18 protein-coding genes are annotated in these 19,443 nt (G+C 51.9%); 12 read left to right on the top strand and 6 right to left on the bottom strand.

What is annotated here, in order from left to right:
• The first annotated feature begins 17 nt into the window (after window positions 1–17).
• The 3 genes from J4377_RS09020 (at window position 18) to yidD (ending at window position 1,281) form a co-directional block, all read left to right on the top strand.
• Entirely contained in the window at window positions 18–467 is a 450-nt protein-coding gene (locus J4377_RS09020; RefSeq protein WP_038484256.1) for a transcriptional repressor, read from the top strand.
• Window positions 467–934 (top strand): phosphoribosyl-AMP cyclohydrolase, encoded by a 468-nt coding sequence (gene hisI / locus J4377_RS09015; protein WP_095602936.1) that lies wholly within the window; start codon window positions 467–469, stop codon window positions 932–934. Before J4377_RS09020 ends, hisI begins: the two co-directional genes overlap by 1 nt.
• A 71-nt stretch (window positions 935–1,005) precedes the next feature.
• Window positions 1,006–1,281 (top strand): membrane protein insertion efficiency factor YidD, encoded by a 276-nt coding sequence (yidD, locus tag J4377_RS09010; RefSeq protein ID WP_205739042.1) that lies wholly within the window; start codon window positions 1,006–1,008, stop codon window positions 1,279–1,281.
• Window positions 1,282–1,307: 26 nt separating this feature from the next.
• On the opposite strand, the gene J4377_RS09005 is transcribed toward yidD, so the two are convergent.
• Both J4377_RS09005 and J4377_RS09000 read right to left on the bottom strand, forming a co-directional pair.
• On the bottom strand, window positions 1,308–1,724 hold the full coding sequence (locus J4377_RS09005) for a SufE family protein (RefSeq protein ID WP_038484250.1): 417 nt from the start codon (window positions 1,722–1,724) through the stop codon (window positions 1,308–1,310).
• Window positions 1,725–1,761: 37 nt separating this feature from the next.
• On the bottom strand, window positions 1,762–2,985 hold the full coding sequence (locus tag J4377_RS09000; protein WP_253487963.1) for a site-specific integrase: 1,224 nt from the start codon (window positions 2,983–2,985) through the stop codon (window positions 1,762–1,764).
• 176 nt (window positions 2,986–3,161) lie between these two features.
• Here J4377_RS09000 and J4377_RS08995 point away from each other — a divergent pair, with 176 nt between their 5' ends.
• Window positions 3,162–4,196 carry a DNA-binding protein gene (locus tag J4377_RS08995; RefSeq protein ID WP_038484244.1) on the top strand — a complete coding sequence of 345 codons (1,035 nt, stop codon included), beginning with the start codon at window positions 3,162–3,164 and terminating at the stop codon, window positions 4,194–4,196.
• Between the two features lie 103 nt (window positions 4,197–4,299).
• On the opposite strand, the gene nfuA is transcribed toward J4377_RS08995, so the two are convergent.
• Entirely contained in the window at window positions 4,300–4,911 is a 612-nt protein-coding gene (gene nfuA, locus J4377_RS08990) for a Fe-S biogenesis protein NfuA (RefSeq protein ID WP_038484241.1), read from the bottom strand.
• 286 nt (window positions 4,912–5,197) lie between these two features.
• On the opposite strand from nfuA, the gene metH reads away from it, so the two are divergent.
• The 4 genes from metH to J4377_RS08970 all read left to right on the top strand — a co-directional run bounded on the left by metH (window position 5,198) and on the right by J4377_RS08970 (window position 12,538).
• Window positions 5,198–8,893: a methionine synthase gene (gene metH / locus J4377_RS08985; RefSeq protein WP_253487961.1), complete on the top strand. Its 3,696-nt coding sequence runs from the start codon at window positions 5,198–5,200 to the stop codon at window positions 8,891–8,893.
• On the top strand, window positions 8,893–10,209 hold the full coding sequence (locus tag J4377_RS08980) for an MATE family efflux transporter (RefSeq protein ID WP_231656930.1): 1,317 nt from the start codon (window positions 8,893–8,895) through the stop codon (window positions 10,207–10,209). Before metH ends, J4377_RS08980 begins: the two co-directional genes overlap by 1 nt.
• Before the next feature lie 138 nt (window positions 10,210–10,347).
• Entirely contained in the window at window positions 10,348–12,006 is a 1,659-nt protein-coding gene (locus tag J4377_RS08975; RefSeq protein WP_038484232.1) for a nitrite/sulfite reductase, read from the top strand.
• Entirely contained in the window at window positions 11,993–12,538 is a 546-nt protein-coding gene (locus tag J4377_RS08970; protein WP_038484229.1) for a DUF934 domain-containing protein, read from the top strand. Before J4377_RS08975 ends, J4377_RS08970 begins: the two co-directional genes overlap by 14 nt.
• 109 nt (window positions 12,539–12,647) lie before the next feature.
• On the opposite strand, the gene smrA is transcribed toward J4377_RS08970, so the two are convergent.
• Entirely contained in the window at window positions 12,648–13,238 is a 591-nt protein-coding gene (gene smrA, locus J4377_RS08965) for a DNA endonuclease SmrA (protein WP_095602930.1), read from the bottom strand.
• A 121-nt stretch (window positions 13,239–13,359) separates the two neighbouring features.
• Between smrA and J4377_RS08960 the strand changes: the two genes are divergently transcribed.
• From J4377_RS08960 to J4377_RS08950, 3 genes are read left to right on the top strand one after another with little or no spacing between them, the layout of a single operon-like run.
• Window positions 13,360–13,830, top strand: a complete 471-nt coding sequence (locus J4377_RS08960; RefSeq protein WP_253487959.1) for a gamma-glutamylcyclotransferase family protein — start codon at window positions 13,360–13,362, stop codon at window positions 13,828–13,830.
• Between the two features lie 47 nt (window positions 13,831–13,877).
• A complete protein-coding gene (gene wrbA, locus J4377_RS08955) occupies window positions 13,878–14,504 on the top strand; it encodes an NAD(P)H:quinone oxidoreductase (protein WP_089038368.1) in 627 nt (208 codons plus the stop codon).
• Window positions 14,501–14,893: a DUF2069 domain-containing protein gene (locus J4377_RS08950; RefSeq protein WP_095602928.1), complete on the top strand. Its 393-nt coding sequence runs from the start codon at window positions 14,501–14,503 to the stop codon at window positions 14,891–14,893. Before wrbA ends, J4377_RS08950 begins: the two co-directional genes overlap by 4 nt.
• Before the next feature lie 30 nt (window positions 14,894–14,923).
• Here the strand turns inward: J4377_RS08950 and J4377_RS08945 are convergent, their stop codons facing one another.
• Entirely contained in the window at window positions 14,924–15,616 is a 693-nt protein-coding gene (locus J4377_RS08945) for a cytochrome b/b6 domain-containing protein (protein WP_253487958.1), read from the bottom strand.
• A 237-nt stretch (window positions 15,617–15,853) separates the two neighbouring features.
• On the opposite strand from J4377_RS08945, the gene pdxH reads away from it, so the two are divergent.
• Window positions 15,854–16,498, top strand: a complete 645-nt coding sequence (pdxH, locus tag J4377_RS08940) for a pyridoxamine 5'-phosphate oxidase (protein WP_038484211.1) — start codon at window positions 15,854–15,856, stop codon at window positions 16,496–16,498.
• A gap of 116 nt (window positions 16,499–16,614) precedes the next feature.
• Here pdxH and J4377_RS08935 read toward each other — a convergent pair whose 3' ends face one another.
• A complete protein-coding gene (locus J4377_RS08935) occupies window positions 16,615–19,362 on the bottom strand; it encodes a bifunctional acetate--CoA ligase family protein/GNAT family N-acetyltransferase (RefSeq protein WP_253487956.1) in 2,748 nt (915 codons plus the stop codon).
• Window positions 19,363–19,443 lie beyond the last annotated feature (81 nt).

Raw genomic sequence — 19,443 nt, 5'->3', positions numbered from 1 at the left:
GTTCAACGAGTGCCCTAATGACAGAAGCTAATACGCTATTACAACAAGCGGAATCCCAGTGTCATACCCGAGGCGTGAGATTTACTCCTATTCGCCGCCGAGTACTAGAACTGATTGCTGAGAATGGTGGCGGCCTAAAAGCGTATGACTTGTTAGACCAGCTATCCACTGAGCATGCCGCAGCAAGACCCCCCACGGTTTACCGTGCTCTCGACTTTCTTATCGAGCAAGGTCTCGTGCATCGTATAGAGTCACAAAACGCTTACGTTGCCTGCGCTTGCCCTGAGCATGCCCATGGGTTTCAGCTGTTGATTTGTCGCCATTGTGGCTATGTTGAAGAGCTTCACTTAGATGAAATAAGCGCTCAGCTGGCCGAATTAGCCAAACGACAAGGGTTTAACGTCGAGCGCCAAACGATAGAACTTCAAGGCTTGTGCCAAAATTGCCGATCTGCGAGTAATGAGTAATGTCACGTTTTGACCAATTAGCCCCGCGCGACCTATTCAAAGCCCTAGAGTCTGCCAGCCCTTCCGACACGTTGCCCGGGACGGAAGCACTTCTTGACGCAGTGCGCTTTAACGAACAAGGCTTGCTGCCTGCCATTGCCCAGCAGTTTGATTCAGGCGAAGTGTTAATGATGGCATGGATGAACCGCGAGGCACTCGAAGAAACGCTAGCAACGCAGCGTGCTTGCTACTATTCACGCTCGCGTAAAAAGCTCTGGCGCAAAGGTGAAACCTCGGGTCAACAACAGCAGCTGAAATCTGCGGCTCTCGACTGCGATGGTGACACACTATTACTGCAAGTCGATCAGACTGGACCCGCTTGCCACACCGGTCGACGCAGCTGTTTTTACTTATCGGTAAGTGAAGAGCATGCGGCGATTACCAGCGAGCCGCTTATCGACCCAGCGGCACTTTACGGCAAGAAATAGTGGTAAAAGAAATAGTGGTAAAGCCGCTATCCCAAGCAAAGCACTGGGCCTTGAAGGCACTCGCCATCGTCATGATTGGCTGTATCAAGGTCTATCAATACACCATTAGCCCCCTACTGGGGCCGCGCTGCCGCTTCTGGCCAAGCTGCTCCTCCTATACCGTTGAAGCCATTCAAGTGCATGGCCCTTTCAAAGGCGGCTGGATGGCGATAAAGCGTATTATGCGATGCCACCCAGGCAGCGCCGGTGGCATCGATCCCGTGCCTGGTGGCAGAAGCGAGCAACTGTGTCGTGAAGACCCCGACTTAACAGCACCGCCGCATTCAAAGTGCGACCATCATCACTGATAAAGCTTTCCAATGCGCGTTTACAATTAAGACTGTTTTGCCACCTGGTAAATACGCTCCAACATGGCATGCAAGCCATTACTGCGGGTAGGTGATAGGTGCTTATCCAAACCTAAATCTTTCAAAAAGTGAGGCTCGGTTTGGCTAATCTCATCAGGTGTGCGATCACTATAGATTCTTAGCAGCAACGCAATCAGTCCTGAAACGATGGCCGCATCCGACGTTGCCTTAAAGATAAGCTTGTCGCCCTGCCCTTCGTGACACATCCACACGTTAGATTGGCAGCCCTGAATCTTAAACTCTTCAGTTCGCTGCTCCTCCGGAAAGTCAGGCAGTTGCTTCCCCATATCGATAATGTATTGATAACGATCCATCCAGTTATCAAATATTTCAAACTCTTCGACCAGTTCTTGCTGGGCCAGCTCAGCGCCTGAAGTTGCCATGGCGTTTCCTTTGGGTTGGTGTCTCAATGTACTGGCATTATAACGGGTCAGAAGGCGTTTTTGGGGCTGTTTTCAAGCGATGACGCTGCTGCTCTTGGTGCCATTCATTATCTTCGGTGTGTAAGTAGCGACTCGTCGTATCCAGTTTAGAATGACGGGCACTCTCGGCTAAATAGCGCAGGCTTACTCCCGATTGCGCTTGATGTGTAATCGCCGTATGCCGCAGCCAGTGGGGTGTTGCACGACGCAGCGCGCTCACATAGGCAGGCTTGCCATTTTGCGCTTCTAGCGCATCAGCCGCTTCGCTAAAGACTCCTTTAATCAGCCGATAAAGTTGGTTATCGCTAATGCCACGACGTTTATCTAGCGCACGGATAAGAGGGTCGGGTTCGTGATAACTGGGCAGGCCTGATAATCCAAGTGCTTCCCGCCATTCGAGCACACACTCAAGCATGTCATCGGGCACCGGAATACGTGCAAGCTTACTTCCCTTACCGACCACCACCCACCACCATCGCCCCTCGCTTTCCTGAAAATCACCCATCCGAGCGTTAGCCATTTCACTAATACGAGGCGCTAGTAGATAAGCGAAGCAGAATATAAATCGTCGTCGCGCTTGCTCATACGCTTCTCGCTCACTAGCGTGCCCGACTGGCGCATTCAGCCACTGCCAAAACCATGCCCAAAGATCTCGTTCTAGATAACGCTCAATGGTTTGAGCCTGGTTATTCAGCCGCCTAGCCTTGTCGCGCATTAGCACAAATGGATTATGGCGTACCCACCCAGCTTCCACTAGCCAGCTAAACAAGCCCTGCAGAATAATCAGACTTTGCCGCCGACTTGCAGGCGAGAGCCCACCACGAAAAGGTCGCCATTGCGCATGATAGCGAGGCTTACTTGCCCCCACCCACTGCTCAGCTGGCTGAGGATCTGCCAAAAAAGCCTCGTACTGGCGCAACATTTCACGATTCATATCGCATAACGACGTGTTATGGCTGGACAGCCAAAGCAGCAGGCGCTCCGCCTCTCGGCGATAACTTTTCAATGTCTGAGGGCTGTCTTGATACTCCCTAAGCCACGCAGCAACAGACTCAACGTCGTTTTGAGCATCAATTAACTGCGTGTCAGTTCCCGGGGGGGCAGGCACGGAAGACTTAGCCAGCAAATCAGGCCAACCGCCCTTTTCTAGGCCTTTATATGCTTGTTCTTGCTGTTTCGCGACCTCTCCGGGCATCTCTGCGTTTCCCCATGTCCACTGCATGATTTTTCAATGGGTTAAGTGTGCTGTTATCAGCGTTAAAATTCAAGATTATGGCAGTAATCTTGAATTTATAGCGATGAATGTAAATAATATTACGTTTTATGTATTACGTAATTATTGTAATTTTAACCAAACCCTACGAAAATAGCGCTACCAATCTGACAGGGATAAGCACCATGGCTCGCAGCGGGATTCAATACAGTGATGTTCAGCAAGCAATCGATACCCTGCTCGCTCGCGGCGACACCCCTAGCGTGCAACGCATTCGCGAAGTACTGGGAACTGGCAGCTTCACAACAATCAGTGAGCATTTCCGTAATTGGCGTATTGAACGAGAGCAAAATCGCGATGTTCCGCCACCTAAGGGCGTTCCAGAAGTCATCGTTAACGTCGCAACCGAGCTATGGCGCGAGGCGCAAGAGGTCGCCAATCAAGCGCTCATCCACTATCGCGAAGATGCTAAACGGCAGGTAGAGAGCGCCCAGCAGGAAGCCGCCGAAGCGGTTCAGCAGACAGCCAATGCGGAACAACGCGAAAGCGCCCTTGCAGAGCATTTGCGACATACAGAACAGCGCTTGGAGACACTTAATCGTGAGCTGGCCGCTAGCCAAGCGAGCGAGCATCAGTGGCAGCAACAGGCAGAGCAAGCCACCCAAGATGCTAAGCGATACCAGCAGTTGCTTACCCAGTCTGAGCATGACGTAGCTTCGCTGAAAGAGCGCTTCACTGAGGAGCTGCAACAACGCCAAGCCGCTTGGGAACAGCGCATTGCTCAGGAAGAGCAGCGTAACGAAGCAGCAGAAGGAAAACTGATGGCGTTGCTAGACACGCTAAGACAAGAGCGTGCCCAAGAAGAAAAAGCACTACAAAAGCGCCTACTCCAGTTCGAGCAGCGCTCAGACAGCTTGGCGAAAGAGCTTCAGCTCAAAAAAGACACATTGCAGCACTACCAGTTAGACAACAGCAGCTTGCAACAACGAATTGACGAGCTTGAGCGCAACAATATATCGCTAAAAGAGCTGCACTCCAGCCTGCAGAGCGAGCTCGATAAGGCCCACCAAGCACTAGAACAGCAGCACAAAACGGCGCTTCAGGACGAAAACTGGCAGCAACAGCTTTGGCAACGAATGGAAGCCCTTCAGGCACAATTAACAGCGCTGCCCGAGACGCTCTCCTCGCAAGAAAAAGAAGATAATCCACCCAACGAATGATCTAGCACTTATAACCTATTACTCACAACCTACCACTCATAAAAAAAGCCCAGCAGATTTCTGCTGAGCTTTTCGAAGCGAACACGGTGCCACCAACAGTGCGTTAGCGGTAGTAAGCGTTCGTTGTATCCGTGTGATCGGTCACGTCACGGATACCCGCTAACTCAGGAATCCGCTCCATCAGCGTTTTCTCAACGCCATCTTTAAGCGTTAAATCTACCGCTGCACAACCTTGGCAGCCGCCACCAAAAGCAAGGATCGCCACCTTGTCTTCGGTCAGCTCTACCAGTTTGATTTCACCACCGTGGGCCGCCAGTCCTGGGTTAATCTCACTGTAAAGCGTGTAGTTGATGCGGTCTTCCAGCGGGCTGTCCGCGTTAACTTTAGGCATTTTCGCGTTAGGAGCCTTGATGGTTAACTGGCCGCCCATACGATCCGCGTTAAAATCAACAACCGCCTCGTCTAAAAACGCCAAACTGTTTTTATCGAGAAATACGTTAATTTTTTCAAGCTCAAGCTTAACGTCAGTGGGTTCTTCTTCACCTGGACGGCAATAGGCTAAACATGTTTCCGCGTAAGGCGTGCCGGGTTGGGTGATAAAAATACGCACAGCAATGCCTTCAACATTCTGCTTTTCCAACAGTTCAGCAAGATATTCCTGAGCACTGTCAGTAATATCAATACCTTGGGTATCAGTTTCGATAGTCGCGGTCATAAGGGATGTTATCCTCCCGTGGTTGTGGCTTGGCCACATCACATGTCATTTATAACTATTTCATTAACGCCTATGGTAAGCAAAACTGCTCGCCAGCACAATCCCGACTATTTTAGTAGGCTATTGCCTATGTATATGAGCGCGACTCATTAAGATACTGCAATAACTTCACGCCCTTACTTGCTGCCCTATGGTGTGCCCTTTGTTATGATAGGCGCCGCTCACACTATGACGACGACTATAAAAAATATCCTTTCGACTGAGACGCTGGAGATTCCCCCCTGCCATGGCTGCTAGTGATTTGACTGCTTCCCTCACCCAACGCCTTTCCCAACGTATCCTGATTTTGGACGGCGGCATGGGCACCATGTTGCAGAACGCCGAACTCAGCGAGGACGATTTCCGTAGTGACCGCTTTCGTGACTGGCCCTCGGATCTTAAAGGTAATAATGACCTATTAGCACTTACCTGTCCGGACTTAGTGGCACGTATTCACCGCGACTATCTAGAAGCTGGCGCGGATATTATTGAAACCAATACGTTTAATAGCACACGTCTTTCTCAGTCAGACTATGGCATGGAAGATTTGGTGCCTGAGCTAAATCGTGAGTCGGCACGTTTGGCGCGTAATGTCTGTGACGCCGTGGCTGCTGAAACGAATATCCCGCGGTATGTCGCTGGGGTACTTGGGCCAACCTCACGCACCGCATCTCTGTCGCCAGATGTCAACGACCCTTCTAAGCGCAATGTCACCTTCGACGAGCTTCGCGAGAACTATTACGAAGCTGCTAGTGCGTTAATCGAAGGCGGTGCCGATCTTATTATGATCGAGACTATCTTTGACACACTTAATGCCAAAGCCGCTATTTATGCGCTTGAAGAGTTGTTTGATGACCTGAACACGCGGCTGCCGGTGATGATTTCCGGCACCATTACCGATGCGTCAGGTCGCACGCTTTCTGGTCAAACCACCGAGGCATTCTGGAACTCTGTTCGCCACGCCCAGCCGCTCTCGGTTGGCTTGAACTGTGCTCTAGGTGCGGAAGAGCTGCGCCCTTACATCGAAGAGCTTTCCACTAAAGCCGATACCTTTGTTTCTGCGCACCCCAATGCGGGTCTACCCAATGAGTTTGGTGAGTATGACCAAACCCCAGAGGAAATGGCGGCCATTGTCAGCGAGTTCGCAGAAAGTGGACTGGTCAATATTATTGGGGGTTGCTGTGGCTCAACCCCTGAGCATATTCGTGCCATCGCTGAGGCAGTCAGCTCGATGGCGCCCCGCAAGGTTGCAAAGCGTAGTCATGCGTGCCGTCTGTCTGGCTTAGAGCCCTTCAACATTGAAGCCGACGCGCTGTTTGTCAATGTCGGTGAGCGCACTAACGTGACCGGCTCGGCACGCTTTAAGCGGCTGATCGTCGAAGAAGACTTCACCACCGCGCTTGAAGTCGCCTTGGAGCAGGTCGAGAACGGCGCGCAAATTATCGACATCAACATGGACGAAGGCATGTTGGAGTCCCAGGAAGCGATGGTTCGTTTCCTGAATTTAATCGCTGGTGAACCCGACATCGCTCGCGTTCCGATCATGATCGACTCCTCCAAATGGGACATCATCGAAGCGGGCCTTAAGTGCGTTCAAGGCAAGGCGGTGGTTAACTCTATCTCGCTGAAAGAAGGCGAAGCCGCGTTTCGCGAGCAAGCCACCAAGTGTCGCCGCTTTGGCGCCGCCATTGTGGTCATGGCGTTTGATGAAGAAGGCCAAGCAGATACCTTTGCGCGTAAAACCGAGATTTGTGAACGCGCCTACCGCGTACTAGTCGATGACATTGGTTTCCCGGCGGAAGATATTATTTTCGACCCTAATATCTTTGCTATCGCGACCGGCATAGATGAACACAATAACTACGCCGTCGATTTCATTGAGGCTACCCAGTGGATCCGTGAGCACCTGCCTCACGCGATGATCTCCGGTGGCGTATCGAACGTCTCGTTTTCATTTCGAGGCAATAACCCCGTTCGTGAAGCTATTCACTCGGTATTCCTTTATCACGCCATTCGTGCAGGCCTCAGCATGGGTATCGTCAATGCGGGCCAATTGGCGGTTTATGATGACTTACCCGCCGAGCTGCGAGATGCGGTAGAAGACGTCGTACTCAACCGCCGTAGCGATGGTACCGAGCGACTGCTTGACCTTGCCGACAAGTACAAAGGCGATGGCAGCGGTGCGGCCAAAAAAGAAGACCTGGAGTGGCGCAGTTGGCCGGTTAATAAGCGTATCGAGCATGCGTTGGTTAAAGGCGTAACTGCATATATAGAAGAGGACACCGAACAGGCTCGCGCCGAGGCCGCCAGGCCCATCGAGGTGATCGAAGGCCCGTTAATGGATGGTATGAACGTGGTTGGCGACCTGTTTGGTGCCGGCAAAATGTTCCTACCCCAGGTGGTTAAGTCGGCTCGCGTCATGAAGCAGGCGGTTGCCTACCTGATTCCCTATATCGAAGCGGAAAAAAGCGAAGAGACCAAGGCTAAAGGTAAGATCGTAATGGCCACGGTTAAAGGCGATGTTCACGATATCGGCAAAAACATTGTTGGCGTGGTGCTGCAGTGTAATAACTATGAAGTTATCGACCTTGGCGTGATGGTGCCCACCGAAAAAATTCTTCAGGCCGCTCAAGACCATAATGCTGACATCATTGGGCTTTCAGGACTGATTACCCCATCGCTTGATGAGATGGTGCATGTTGCTAAAGAAATGAAGCGTCGGGGCATGGATCTGCCGCTGCTCATTGGTGGTGCCACTACCTCCAAAGCCCATACAGCCGTAAAAATTGAGCCACAATACGATCACCCCGTGATTTATGTAACCGATGCCTCCCGGGCGGTTGGCGTTGCAGGCCGTTTACTGGCGCCGAACCTTAAAGCGGCCTACGTTGCAGAGATTCGCGAAGAGTACGAAAAAGTGCGCGAGCGTAACGCCAAACGTCGCCCTAAAGCCGCAGACCTGGACTATACCCAAGCCCGTAAACGGCGCTTTCGCACGGATTGGAACAGCTTTACTCCAGTAAAACCTCAGGTGTTGGGTCTAAAAACTTTCGATAACTACGACCTTGAAGAGCTGGTTGAACGCATCGATTGGACACCGTTCTTTATGAGCTGGCAGCTCGCTGGCAAGTACCCCAAAATCCTTGAAGATAAGGTAGTCGGCGAAGCTGCACGCAATTTGTTTGCAGATGCCAAAGTGATGCTGCGCAAGCTAATCGACGAAAAGCGTGTTCAAGCGCGCGGCGTCATTGGTCTGTGGCCCGCCAACAGCGTCGATGACGATGTCATTGAAGTGTATGCCGATGAAAGTCGCACCGAAGTAGTTGAGCGTTTGCACCACATTCGCCAGCAGACCACCAAAGGGCGTGACGGTATTTGCTACAGCCTTGCGGATTTTATTGCGCCTAAAGAGAGCGGCAAAGCCGACTGGATTGGTGGCTTTGCGGTTACCACAGGCCATGGGGTTGATGAACTTTCCAAAGCCTATGAAGCAGCTGGTGACGATTACAATGCCATCATGGTGCAAGCATTAACCGACCGTTTGGCAGAAGCGTTTGCCGAGCGCATGCACGAGCGCGTGCGCAAAGAGTTCTGGGGCTATGTGCCGGAAGAGACGCTGGATAATGACGCGCTAATTGCCGAGAAATATCAGGGTATCCGCCCTGCTCCCGGTTACCCAGCCTGCCCTGATCATACCGAAAAGGCCACGCTGTTCCGGCTGCTTGATGCGACAGAAAATACCGGCTTGGCACTGACCGAGAACTTCGCTATGTGGCCTGCGGCGGCGGTCTCTGGCTGGTACTTCGCCCACCCCCAGTCAAAATACTTCTCCACTGGAAAAATCACCCGGGATCAAGTGGAAGCGATTGCGCAACGCAAGCAGATGCCGTTAGTGGAAATGGAACGCTGGCTCTCTCCGGTACTCTCTTACGACCCTAGCTAATGTCAGCAGTGGGCCGCCGCCAAGGTAAGGTCATACGCTTAGCCTTACCTATCATGCTGGGCATGCTCTCACAGAGCATGCTCAACCTTATTGATGCTGCGCTGGTAGGCCATTTAGGCCAAGAGGCATTGGCAGGTGTTGGTATCGGCGGCTATGCCATGTTTATGATGACGGCATTGGTTTTTGGCCTCTCTTCCAGCGTCCAGTCGCAAACCTCTCAAGACCTGGGCGCAGAACACTTCCCGCTAACACGCTCACTTCACTCTGGCTTGCTGATCGCCGTTATGGTCGGTATTCCATTATCGTGTCTCGCGTGGTGGCAGGCTCCCCGGTTAATACAATTAATTACGCCAGCAGATGATGTGACGACCATTGCCGTGGAGTATTTCCGCTGGCGCGTTGTATCGTTAGCCGCGATTGCCTTAACACTTTGCTTTCGCGGTTACTGGAACGGCCGGCAGCACACGCACCTTTACCTGCGTATTATCGTCATTGTGCATGTGTTCAATGTGATCGCTAGTGCAGGATTAATTTATGGCATTGGTGGCCTTCCAGCGCTGGGTGCCAATGGTGCAGGTATTGGCACGACGCTTTCGCTACTGCTGGGACTGATTATTTGGGCTTACGTGACGTATAACGCCCACGCACTTACCCGACAAAAGCTGACATTGCGTTCATTACAGACCACACTATTTTTGGCTATCCCACACTCACTGCAACAAGTATGGTTTGCCGCCGGCTATGTGGTGCTGTTCTGGCTATTAGGTAGGATGGGCACGCAGAGTGTCGCTGTCGGCCATGTGCTAGTGAATCTATCGTTGCTACTTATTTTACCTGGAGTCGGGGTGGGTGTTGCGGCAATGAGCTTGGTCGGTGAAGCGTTAGGGCGCGATGATCAACAGGCAGCACACCGCTGGGGAATCGACGCATTAAGCGTCGCTGGTTTGCTGCTGACAGTGTTGGCACTCCCTATGCTGTTGTTCCCAGCAACTGTTCTGGCTATTTTTTTTGAAGATCACTCACTCATTCAGTTAGGCACTCTTCCCTTACAAATTACTGGCCTAATGATAGTGCTGGATGCTGCCGCACTGGTGCTGGCCCAAACGTTAATGGGCGCTGGCGCTCAGCGAACAGTGATGTTGCTTACTTTGAGCATGCAGTGGCTAGTGTTTCTGCCACTGGCCTGGTGGGTAGGCATTGAGTTGGAATATGGGCTACTCGGTGTATGGCTAGTGCAGCTTTTCTACCGTGCGCTCAATTCCAGCAGCTTCTTATGGGTGTGGCAGCGTCGACGCTGGCTAGCTCAAGAGCTATGACTTATAAATCCCAAATACCATTTAGCGATAAAAAGATAATTATATATTCTTTTGTAGAATATGACGCCCGCGTTAAGGTGACGGCACATTACCGTCCGTCTCGACGTGACCATTTCGCTTTTAGCAGGATCGTGCCACATGTACCGTTATGATATTCACGACCAAACGTTGGTTGACGAGCGCGTCGCTCAGTTTCGTGACCAAATGGACCGCTACCGCGCCGGGCGTTTGGGAGAAGAAGAGTTTCGCCCGCTGCGACTCCAAAACGGCCTGTATATTCAGAAGCATGCGCCAATGCTGCGAATCGCCATCCCCTACGGCATGCTGGCAGGCAAGCAGCTTCGCGCGTTAGCGGACATTACCCGCCGCTATGACCGTGGCTATGGCCACTTCACGACTCGGCAAAACTTGCAGTTGAACTGGCCAGCATTGGAAGACGTGCCCGATATTTTGGCTGACCTCGCCAAAGTACAAATGCACGCTATTCAAACCAGCGGCAACTGCATCCGCAATACCACCAGTGACCAGTTTGCCGGTATCGCGGGGGATGAAGTGGAAGACCCACGCCCTTGGTGTGAGCTAATTCGTCAGTGGTCAACCTTACATCCAGAGTTCGCCTACCTGCCGCGCAAATTTAAAATTGCTGTCAGCGGTGCCGCCCAAGATCGCGCAGCTATTCAAGTGCATGACATCGGCCTGCGGCTATGGCGTAACGAGGACGGCGACGTACGCATTAAAGTGCTAGCAGGTGGCGGCCTTGGCCGCACACCGATGATTGGCGACGTGGTGCGCGAAGACCTTCCCTGGCAGCATCTGTTAACGTATTTGGAAGCGTGTGTTCGCGTGTACAACCAATTTGGTCGCCGCGACAACAAGTTTAAAGCACGTATTAAAATACTCGTCAAAGCGCTCGGTATTGAAGAGTTTCGCCGCCGCGTTGACGAAGAGTGGGCGCATCTTAAAGATGGCCCACAAACACTCAACCAAGCAGCGGTTGATGCGGCCAAGATTCACTTCCCTGAACCAGAGCGTCGTCCGGTTGCTGAGAGCGCCATTGCCGATTTCGAACAGTTACGCAGCGAAAATCGTAGTTTGGCCCGCTTTGTGACGAATAACGTCACCGACCACAAAGTCCCTGGTTATAAAGCAGTGACTCTTTCACTTAAGCGCCGCGAACACGCGCCTGGTGATGTCACCGCGGATCAGATGGAAGCCGTCGCCGACTTGGCCGATCGCTATAGCTTCGGTGAAGTGCGCGTGACCCACGAGCAAAACTTAGTGCTGTCTGACGTTCCCGTCGATGAGCTGGAAGCACTCTGGAAAGAGCTTGATGCACTGGGCATGGCCAATCCGACTGTAGGTACGCTGAACGATATTATCTGCTGCCCTGGCGGCGACTACTGTGGCTTGGCCAACGCGGTCTCGATTCCCATCGCTCAAGCACTACAGGAGCGGTTTGAAGACCTGGACTTCCTCTATGACCTCGGCCCACTGGATCTGAATATTTCAGGCTGCATGAACGCTTGTGGGCATCACCACGTTGGTCACATCGGCATACTTGGCGTCGACAAAAAAGGCGAAGAGTATTACCAAATCTCAATTGGTGGTAACTCAACTGACGATGCCTCGTTAGGTAAAATCCTAGGGCCCTCTTTCTACCGCGAAGACGTGCCGGACGTTGTCGATAAGGTACTTCAAGTCTATGTGGCCGAACGTCACGCAGACGAGCGGTTCCTCGACACCTATCGCCGTATTGGCTTAAAACCCTTTAAGGAGCGTGTTTATGCCCAGCAATGACACTCAGACTGACGCGGTTGAGCTCACGCCGGTACATGTCGACCATCTGATCGCTGATGGTGAACTGGCAGCAGAGAATGCGTGGTGTGTGTCCTATGACGCAGACACGCTCCCTGAACAGCGTCCCGCCTTTGTGCCGCTGGCACTCTGGCAAGCGAATCAGGACGATGCCGAGCTAGCACCGCTACTTTCAAGTGATACCGAGTTAACCACGGAGCTTGGCCAGCAGCTAAGCAGTACCAGTGCGGTTGCCATTGATTTCCCGGCATTTACGGATGGACGTGGCTACACGCTTGCTCGTTTGCTTCGCGAACGCTACGGCTATACTGGTGAAGTACGTGCGGTCGGTGATGTGTTGGTCGACCAGTTGGATTACATGCGCCGCTGTGGCTTTACCGCCATGGCTCTGCGTGATGATCAGCATCCAGACGACGCTATCCGTGCGTTAAACATGTTTAGCGTTCGCTACCAAACCGATGTTGAGCAGCGCCAAGCATTGTTCGAACGCCGCCTGGCGGACACCAAGCAGTAACCGCAAACGGTATCGAGATAGAAGTAAAAAGATAGAAGTAGAGATAGAAAGGGCAGTTCCTCGGCTGCCCTTTTGCTTGATAAACAATTACTTGATAAACAATGGCAGGCTATCCGCGGCGTTTTTGCTGGCGCTCACGGTTGTTAGCTTTGGCACGGTCACTTTTACGTAGCATGACCCAGGTGGCGCCAAGGCCGCCTTCGGAAGGCTGCGCAGAAACATAAGCTTGCACTTCGTCGAACTGAGCAAGCCATTTAGCCAGATAGGAACGCAGGACATTCGCAGGACTATCTATTTCTCGACCTCTCCCATGCACAATGAGCACAGAGCGAAGGTCGTGGAGGTAAGCTTCTTGAATAAACGGGAACAGCATTCTACGGCACTCTGCCAACGGCCGTCGTAGCAGATGTAGTTGGGCCTGAACACTGTAACCACCATGCTTCAGTTTATCGACCACACCTTGCTGAATACCCTCACGGCGGTATTCAATCGGATCAAAGGGCGGCAACAAGTCGACAAAATCATCAGATAAGAAATTACGCTCTTCCAGACGCTGCTCAGCACTTTCACGACGAGCAAGCTGGGCCTCTGTAGGCCGCTGGCGCTGGGTACCTGTATCTGCGCGGTTATGCTTGGGTAACGGCTTTACATCGCCGACCAACGCACTGAAATCCATCTCATCACGAAGTGATTGATTCATAACAGGCTCCTCTGACAGGGTCTAATGCCCTTATCCTAGCAAACCCGTCGACATTGCTTAAGACTTGTTTTCATTAACATCTAACGCCACGCTGATAGCCAACATAATCAAAGGAGTGGGCATGGTTTGGTTAAAACGTTTGATCGCGTGTAGCGCAGCACTACTAATCGGTGCTGCAGGTTGGCTTTGGCTGACAATGCTGAGCCCGTGGTTTTACGAGCGCCCCACCCACTTGCCAGTCATTGAAGAACGAACCCACAGTGTCTTCGTCTATGGCACGCTGCGCTATCTCCCTGTGCGATGGGTGGTGATGGGAAGTTCAGGCAACCCACAACCAGCACGTCTTGAAGGCTTTAAAAAACAAGGCCTGGACTTGACTCCCGATACCCATAGCCATGTAGAAGGGTTACGGTTAGAAGTCACTGCGGATCAGCTACTGCGCTTGGATCGTTATGAGCGCCTAGGTATTCGCTATGAGCGGGTCAAACAAACGCTAACGGACGGTTCAACCGCATGGGTTTATCTACGCCTGCCCACGCTTAGCCAATTGCTTAACTCATCTCCTGTACAACCGGTAGCTCTGGTACCATAAGCAGACAACGCAGTGCCCTCTTTACGTCGTTATTTCTAGGATACCTCATGAGTGATTCCACGCCGTTTGTTTTAATTCTTTACTATTCGCGCTCAGGAGCCACTGCGGATATGGCAAGGCAGATTGCAGCAGGTGTCGAAAGCATTACGGGGATTGAAGCGCGGCTGCGCACCGTTCCCCCTGTCTCCACAACCTGTGAAGCCGTTGACCCCGAAATTCCAGCAGAGGGAGCGGTTTATGCAGACCTCGAGGATTTGCGCCACTGCAGCGCGCTGGCATTGGGTAGCCCTACGCGTTTTGGCAATATGGCTGCGCCGCTTAAGTATTTTCTAGATACGACCAGTAGCCTATGGATGAATGGCGCGTTGATTGATAAACCTGCCTGTGCGTTCACATCCACTTCCAGCCTCCACGGTGGCCAGGAAAGCACGCTTCTTAGCATGCTAATTCCGTTACTGCATCACGGCATGGTCTACGCCGGCATCCCCTATAATGAAACCGCCCTTCTCAGCACCCAAACCGGTGGCACCCCCTACGGGGCTAGTCATGTTGCCGGTGCGCGAAGTGACCGCTCTGTCGACGAGCACGAGCGTGCACTGTGTCTTGCTCAAGGCAAGCGGTTGGCTAGGCTTGCGCGAGCGCTGCATAAAATGCGCCAGGAGGAAGCGGCATGAGGCAGTGGTTAGAAGGTCTCGAGACTCGCCATGGACTCGATAAGCTCACACAGCAAGCAAGGCAGTTAGTACTCGTCAGCTTTGTCATTCTGCTGCTGCTAGTTATCTATCGTGGCTTTTTTATTCAGGGTGATACCTTTAACTGGCGTCCTGTTGTCGCATTTGTACTGCCACTCTTACTATTCCTACCCTCTATCATTGGTCAGCGAGCCAGAGGCCATGCTTGGTTAGCATTTGTCAGCCTACTGTACTTTACTCAAGGCACTATGCTGGCAACCCTACCCGGCCAAGGGGTTCGCGGTGTGCTGGAAGCGGTTGTATCGCTGGCACTATTTACTGGCTGTATGGCGTACGCACGTTTTCGCAGTCGTCAACAGCGCCAGGAGTAAGCTTAGATAACGCTCTGTTTGCTAGAACTATCAGTAAGGATAAAACCACAACCAGCCACAAACGCCCGCCGCAACTAAAAAAGCACCTAGCGCAAACAGGCGGTGCTTAGTTCGGTGGGCAGGTTTTATATCAATCGGTTCACTGTTGAAATGTTTGATTCCCGTCACCATTGCAGCGACTAAATTTTCTCCCTGCAGAGCATGCACAATGATGCCCGCAACATGGATGCCTATCAGGATAAGCAGCACATCACTATTGAGTGAATGCAAACTGGCTAGCTCGCCACTTATGTCTCGGCCCAGCAAACCGTAAAGTGGACCCTGAAAGAAGATATCGTCACTCAAAAACAGTCCACTCACTGCCTGAAAACTCAGTGAGAGCAACAAAAAAACCACCATCCAACCACCCAGGGGGTTGTGGCTCGCGTAGCGGGGGGCACGTCGCTTCAGCAGCGCATTTGCATAAATTGCCGTATCTTTTGGACCATAGATAAACGCACTAAAGCGAGCATAGGCAGGACCTGAGACGCCCCATATCACGCGAAATATCAATAAACCAATAATGAGGTAGCCTGCTTGGGCATGAGCCTCAATCGGAAACAAAAACGGTGCGCCATTGGTTTTTGCGGTGTAAAACGAAATGATCACCGCTGCCAGCAGACACCAATGGAATAAGCGTACAAAGACGTCCCAAACGGCCAGCTGTTTTCTTTCATTCTGCATTACGTTGCCCTTTATCTTCTATTCATACATTTTCTCATTTCTTCAATGTTTCTGATATAACGCATTACAGAGCACAGTCGACGCGTTATACAATCAAGCAACTTTGCATTACCCGTAACGCCATCAACTTCTCGGCTGGGCTTCTAAATAGAGCTTGTCAGCAAAGCTTAGAGACAGGGCTTGAGCTTTACCGAAAGACCAGCGACCATGAACAAAATTTAAAGGGAGCAGTATTCAATGACACGCAATATAGCTGATATTAGGCGCGATTATGAAGGTGGCCGCCTTGATGAAGCCCAAGCCCCCGACAATCCCTTTGTGCTGTTTGATGAGTGGTTTAGCCTAGCGCTGGAAACAGAAGGTCAAGACGGTAACGCAATGACCCTTGCTACGGTAGACAGTCAGGGGCGCCCCCATGCCCGTGTCGTTCTGCTCAAGGGGTTTGACGAGCAAGGTATGGTGTTCTTTACCAACTACCATAGCCACAAAGGTAGCGAGCTGAGCAACGTACCTTTTGCCGCCATCACCTTTTGGTGGCCCTCGCTGTCACGGCAAGTTCGCATCGAAGGTCCCGTAGAACAAGTGGCACAAGAAGAGTCTGATGAATACTTCTCGAGCCGGCCTCGTGGTAGCCAGCTGGGTGCCTGGATTGCTACCCAAAGCGTTGTGATCCCTGATCGTAATTGGATTGAAGAGCGGCAAAAACGCTTTGAACAAGCCTACGAAGGACAAGATATTCCGCGTCCGAATCACTGGGGCGGCTATCGAGTTAATCCTGAAATGATTGAGTTCTGGCAGGGGCAACCCAGTCGTCTTCACGACCGCCTACGCTTTGAACGGCGTGACGGCGGCGATTGGAGCCGCTTCCGCTTAGCTCCTTAATTAAGAAATCTATTAATTTAGTGGTTTCTTAATTTAGACACTGTTTTCACTCGATTTACCCATCCCATGAATGAGCCTGCCTCTTTTGAGGCAGGCTTATTTGGGTCAGCAATAGCTTAGTCAGGCTGGCTCTCCAACCGGTGACGCTGCCATTCGCTTTCAGGCTCGTTCAACCTGAGCACGGCATCAATCACCTGCTCTTCCATGTTGTAGCGACATTTAAAGCCCAAGTGCTTCATCAAGGCGCGCATGGGATGGTTATCTACCATAATTTTGCCGATCATTTCGAGCGTGCCAATGTTGGTGCAGTAATCGATCATCTTTTTCATTAACAGGCTACCAATACCCAGCCCCTGCAAGTCGTCACGGATAATGACCGAAAATTCCGTGCGAATATTATCGGGATCATTCCATACCCGAACGACACCCAACATCTCTTTGCTCCCGTCATCGTGCTGATGTTCGGCAATAAAGGCCATCTGTCGGTCGTAGTTGATATGCGACAGAATCGACAAATCACGCTGGGTTAGGTTGGATTTATTGTGGAAATAACGAAAACGAATGCTCTCCTCTGATAACTGCCGGTGGAACGTCGTAATCAGTGGCGCATCTTCCGCGCGGATGGGGCGAACCTCTACCCGCCATCCATTTGTCAGCGTTACCCATTCACGTAGCTCTTCAGGGTAAGGCATGATGGCAAAACGCGCAGGCGGGCCTAAGTCCATGGCAAAATCCACGGCTAACATCCCATCACGGTTCAGCAGCAAAGGATTGAGTTCGAGCCCCCTCAAGTCGCCCAAGTCAGAAGCCATTTGGGATAGCTTGACCAACAGTTGGCAGAGCCGCTGGATATCTCGTTCGGGATCGGCCGAATGCTCGCGAATCAATGAAGCCGCATGGGTTCTACCCACCACGTCAGCGGCTAAACTCATATTCAGTGGTGGTAGCGCAATCTGACGATCCGCTAGCACGTTCACTTTATAGCCACCTATCCCGAAAACAATCAGCGGACCGAACACAGGATCACGAGTGATCCCGGCACAGATCTGCATTGAGTGTTTACCACGCTGCATTGGCTGCAAACAGTATTCGCGAATAGCATATTCGGGGAATTTCTCGCGCACCTTATCGCCTAGCTGACGGATCCCTTCGGCCACTTGCTCCGGCGTTTCTAAATCTTGCAGTAGACCCGCGGATATTTTATGGGGGTGTTTACGGTAGCGATAAGGGCGGCAATTGCCCTCGTGAATGACTTTTAGCGCCTTAGGACCTGGAAAATGATCCGCCATCGCTAAGGCATCTTCCGGATTAGCCAAATAGACACTAGGTGCGGCAGGAATGCCATAGGCTTCTAGCACTTGGGCCGTTTCTGAATGGGTCAACGTTTGCCGCCCGTCCGCTTTGGCATTTTTAATCAGCGCGCGACACTCCGCACGAATCTCTGCGCTGGTGGAAAAAGGTAAGCTAGGCGGAATTTCATGCAGCAGTGCCTGAACACGCTGGTAGTCCACCATATGCATAAATGCTTTCACTGCCTTTTCCGGCGATGTATAGGTGGGTATACCCGCCAAATTGCTCACATGCCTAGCGTTCAGGGCTTCTTTCAGCCCCATCCAACTCGTTAGTAAGTTACGTTTAAATGTTTTTCGATGATCAATCAGCGCCTGAGCGGTGGCCAATGAAGGCGCTAAACGAGTAGGCGCGTGAACCACCAGTACGGCATCCACATTTGGGTCGGCAGTGACAATTTTTAGCGCTTCTACAAAACGCTCTGGCGTCGCGTTGCCGCCTAAATCCACTGGGTTCTCACCGGGTTTGCTCATATCTACCTGGCTTTTATGCAGCACCCGCTGGGTCTCTTCGCTAAACTCCGCCAGTTTACCGCCCGCACTTATCAGTTTATCGATCGCCAGCATGGCGGGCCCTAAGCCATTAGACACAATAGCCAATCGGTCGCCGCGAAGCGGCTTCATGCGCGATAAGGTTTCAAGCGCATCCAGCAATTCATCGTAATCATTGACGCGAACAACGCCCGCCCGGGCAAAGGCCGCGTCAAACACCACATCACGATTAGCAATACCTGGTGTGGGGGCCATACCTGAAATATCAGACTGCGGCGTTCGCCCACTCTTAATGGCGACGACCAAGCGGTTACGCGATGCATCACGTACGGAGGTCATAAAGTGCTGAGCATCCATCACGCGCTCAAGGTGCAGCAGAATCGCTTGCGCTGGAGAAAACTGATTCACATAATCAATCAAATCTGGCAGTAGCACATCAACACTGTCACCGACCGTGATCAAGTGTGAAAAGCCAACATCGCGGCCAGCTGCCCAATCGATCATGGCATTTGCCAACATGCCCGATTGCCCTAAATAGGCCACTTTGCCTGCTTGAACTGGCTGACTGGCATAGGAAGCATTCAGTTTCTTCCCAGGCACAATCAGCCCCATGCACTCGGGCCCTAGCACCCGGATACCCGACTCTATCGCCGACTGCAACATACGTTGCCGGATTGAGCCTTTGTTGCCCGTCTCACGATCAAGGTAGGCACCACCGGAAAGCACCAACGCAGCTTTAACACCAAACTGCCCAAGTTTTTTGATAAGACTAGGAACACCATCGATTGGCGAACAGATAACCGCTAAATCAGGGATTTCAGGCAGTTCATTGACGGTGCGGACGCAATCCACGCCGAAAACTGTGTCATATCCTTTCAGATTGACCGCCCATATTTTCCCCCTAAAACCGCCCTCTTGAAGGTTACTGAGCACTAAACCACCCAACGAGGCTGGCTTTTCAGAGGCACCGAACACGGCCACTGTGCGCGGTTCGAAAAAATGATGCAAAAAACGTGTGCTCACGAATGCGTCTCCCCTGAAATTAATAACCACTGTGTACGACTTATTGACACTGTCGCGCAAGCCCCTGAGACGATTAAGGTG

It is taken from the genome of Halomonas sp. XH26 (assembly GCF_024138895.1).
GTDB lineage: Bacteria > Pseudomonadota > Gammaproteobacteria > Pseudomonadales > Halomonadaceae > Vreelandella > Vreelandella alkaliphila.
Note: the sequence above shows the minus strand (reverse complement) of the source record. Positions and strands in the feature narration are given on the sequence as shown.

What these genes read in the sequence shown, in the direction of transcription:
- J4377_RS08995 (WP_038484244.1), top strand. Translation starts at nt 3,162, where the DNA reads ATGGCTCGCAGCGGGATTCAATACAGTGATGTTCAGCAAGCAATCGAT.
- J4377_RS08960 (WP_253487959.1), top strand. Translation starts at nt 13,360, where the DNA reads ATGGTTTGGTTAAAACGTTTGATCGCGTGTAGCGCAGCACTACTAATC.
- metH (WP_253487961.1), top strand. Translation starts at nt 5,198, where the DNA reads ATGGCTGCTAGTGATTTGACTGCTTCCCTCACCCAACGCCTTTCCCAA.
- J4377_RS09005 (WP_038484250.1), bottom strand. Translation starts at nt 1,724, where the DNA reads ATGGCAACTTCAGGCGCTGAGCTGGCCCAGCAAGAACTGGTCGAAGAG.
- pdxH (WP_038484211.1), top strand. Translation starts at nt 15,854, where the DNA reads ATGACACGCAATATAGCTGATATTAGGCGCGATTATGAAGGTGGCCGC.
- yidD (WP_205739042.1), top strand. Translation starts at nt 1,006, where the DNA reads ATGATTGGCTGTATCAAGGTCTATCAATACACCATTAGCCCCCTACTG.
- hisI (WP_095602936.1), top strand. Translation starts at nt 467, where the DNA reads ATGTCACGTTTTGACCAATTAGCCCCGCGCGACCTATTCAAAGCCCTA.
- J4377_RS09000 (WP_253487963.1), bottom strand. Translation starts at nt 2,985, where the DNA reads ATGCAGTGGACATGGGGAAACGCAGAGATGCCCGGAGAGGTCGCGAAA.
- J4377_RS08980 (WP_231656930.1), top strand. Translation starts at nt 8,893, where the DNA reads ATGTCAGCAGTGGGCCGCCGCCAAGGTAAGGTCATACGCTTAGCCTTA.
- nfuA (WP_038484241.1), bottom strand. Translation starts at nt 4,911, where the DNA reads ATGACCGCGACTATCGAAACTGATACCCAAGGTATTGATATTACTGAC.
- J4377_RS08970 (WP_038484229.1), top strand. Translation starts at nt 11,993, where the DNA reads ATGCCCAGCAATGACACTCAGACTGACGCGGTTGAGCTCACGCCGGTA.
- J4377_RS08950 (WP_095602928.1), top strand. Translation starts at nt 14,501, where the DNA reads ATGAGGCAGTGGTTAGAAGGTCTCGAGACTCGCCATGGACTCGATAAG.
- J4377_RS08975 (WP_038484232.1), top strand. Translation starts at nt 10,348, where the DNA reads ATGTACCGTTATGATATTCACGACCAAACGTTGGTTGACGAGCGCGTC.
- J4377_RS09020 (WP_038484256.1), top strand. Translation starts at nt 18, where the DNA reads ATGACAGAAGCTAATACGCTATTACAACAAGCGGAATCCCAGTGTCAT.
- J4377_RS08945 (WP_253487958.1), bottom strand. Translation starts at nt 15,616, where the DNA reads ATGCAGAATGAAAGAAAACAGCTGGCCGTTTGGGACGTCTTTGTACGC.
- smrA (WP_095602930.1), bottom strand. Translation starts at nt 13,238, where the DNA reads ATGAATCAATCACTTCGTGATGAGATGGATTTCAGTGCGTTGGTCGGC.
- wrbA (WP_089038368.1), top strand. Translation starts at nt 13,878, where the DNA reads ATGAGTGATTCCACGCCGTTTGTTTTAATTCTTTACTATTCGCGCTCA.